Genomic DNA, 1,908 nt, shown 5'->3' with positions numbered 1-1,908 from the left:
CGACCCGCTCCGCCGGGCTCTACGTGGTGGGGAGCCGGGAGGTGCCTCCCGCGCGGGCGATCGCCTTCGCGATCCGCTCGGCGTCCAGCGCCAGCTCCCGCAGGTTCCCGCTGATCGGGTTGGTGTAGCCGGTGAAGTGGAGCCCCGGCGCGTTCGCCGGCGTCCGGGCCCCGTGGGCCACGGGTCTGCCCCGGCCGTCCAGGACACCGAGGCCCCCGACCAGGGGTTCCAGCCCGCGGACGTACCCGGTCGCCGCGATGACCGCGTCCGGCGTGACGCGCTCGCCGTCGGCCAGGACGACCTCGCCCTCCTCGAAACCCTCCACGGCGGCCACGATCTCCACCGTCCCCTCGCGCACCGCGTCGATCAGCCCGACGTCCTGCACCGGGATGGCCCCCTCCAGCACCCTGCTGTACAGACCCGACCCGGGCCGGGGCAGCCCCTGGGCCGACAGGTCCGGGAGCGCCACCCGCGCCTGGACCCGGCTCAGCCGGTCGACGAGGCCGACCGGCAGCCGCCGTATCAGGATCCCCGAGTACTGCGCGGGCCAGCCCGCGGTCGAACGGCGCACGATGTGCGGCGGAGTGCGCACCGCCAGCCGGACCCGGGAGGCACCGCCCTCCACCAGGTCCACGGCGATCTCGGCGCCCGTGTTGCCGATGCCCACGACGAGCACGTCCCGGCCGGCGAAGGGCTTCGGCTCGCGGTACTCGGAGGCGTGCAGGAACTCGCCGGTGTACGTGTCCCGGCCGGCCCAGTCCGGGAGGCGCGGGGTGTGGTTGTACCCGGTGGCGACGACGACCGCCGCGCCGGTCAGCTCCCGGCCCCCGGTGGCGTGCAGCAGCCAGCCGGTGCCGTCCGGGGTGCGCTCGAGGCGGGTGACCTCCACTCCGGTGACGATCTCCAGGCGGTGGTGCTCGGCGTACTTCTCCAGGTACCGGACCACGTCCGCCCGGGCCACCCACCGGCCGAACCGGCGCGGCATCGGCAGACCGGGCAGGGCGGACATCCGCCGGGTGGTGTGCAGGCGCAGCCGGTCGTAGTGGCGCCGCCAGGAGTCGCCGACGCGGTCGGACCGCTCCAGGACGACGGCCCGGATCCCCCGGGCGCGCAGGGCGTACGCGGCGGAGAGCCCGCCCGGTCCGCCGCCGATGACGTAGACGGGGCGGTCCGCCGGGTTCGGCGCGGTGGGCTGCGCGGACGGGGGCGAGCCGGAGGAGTCGGTCATGAGCGCGAGCCTAATTCCGCGCCAGGTTGATGGGTATCGGTCAAGACCGGAATTGGTTGCGGATCGATCACGTCTGTGCGGATCGCGCGCTTGAATGCCCTCATGTCCTCCTCACCCGAACACACCCCGCGTCCGCCCCTCCCGGAGATCCGCGGCCACGGTCTGCACCTTCGTGCGTGGGACCCGGAGTCCCGGGCCGACGTGGAGGTGTGGCTGCGCGGCCTCACGGACCCGGAGTTCGAGCGCTGGAACACCCCGTTCCGGCCGATCACCGACGCGGGCAGCGCCCGGGAGTCGCTGCGCCGGGGCGCGCGGCGCGACACGGAGGGCACGGCGGCGTCCTTCCGGATCGCCGACTTGGGCACCGGCACGGTGCTGGGCCACATCGGCGTCAACGAGATCCACCGGGTGATGCGGCGCGGCGTGATCGGCTACTGGGTGCTGCCCGAGGCCCGCGGCCGGGGCGTGGCCACCCGGGCACTGCTGCTCACCGCGCACTGGGCGTTCACCGAACTCGGCCTGCACCGGCTGGAGCTGGACCACGCGGTCGGACACCGGGCGTCCTGCCGGGTCGCCGAGCGATGCGGGTTCCGCCACGAGGGGACCCTGCGCGGGGCGATCTTCGCCGCGGTCCGCCGCGACGCCTTCCGCGACGCCCACCTGCACGCCCGGCTCGCCCC

At 75.1% G+C, this 1,908-nt stretch carries 2 protein-coding genes; one reads left to right on the top strand and one right to left on the bottom strand.

The features are described from left to right. Nucleotides 1-19: 19 nt before the first annotated feature. On the bottom strand, nt 20-1,228 hold the full coding sequence (locus B9S61_RS19020) for an NAD(P)/FAD-dependent oxidoreductase (RefSeq protein ID WP_103543349.1): 1,209 nt from the start codon (nt 1,226-1,228) through the stop codon (nt 20-22). A gap of 102 nt (nt 1,229-1,330) precedes the next feature. Here B9S61_RS19020 and B9S61_RS19015 point away from each other — a divergent pair. Beyond that, nucleotides 1,331-1,908 (top strand): GNAT family N-acetyltransferase (locus B9S61_RS19015; RefSeq protein ID WP_103543350.1); only part of this gene is annotated, 578 nt, incomplete at its 3' end.

This window comes from Streptomyces sp. SM1 (genome assembly GCF_002910825.1).
Classification (GTDB): Bacteria; Actinomycetota; Actinomycetes; order Streptomycetales; family Streptomycetaceae; genus Streptomyces; species Streptomyces okerensis.
This window is presented reverse-complemented; position numbering and strand designations above follow the sequence as displayed.

What these genes read in the sequence shown, in the direction of transcription:
- B9S61_RS19020 (WP_103543349.1), bottom strand. Translation starts at nt 1,228, where the DNA reads ATGACCGACTCCTCCGGCTCGCCCCCGTCCGCGCAGCCCACCGCGCCG.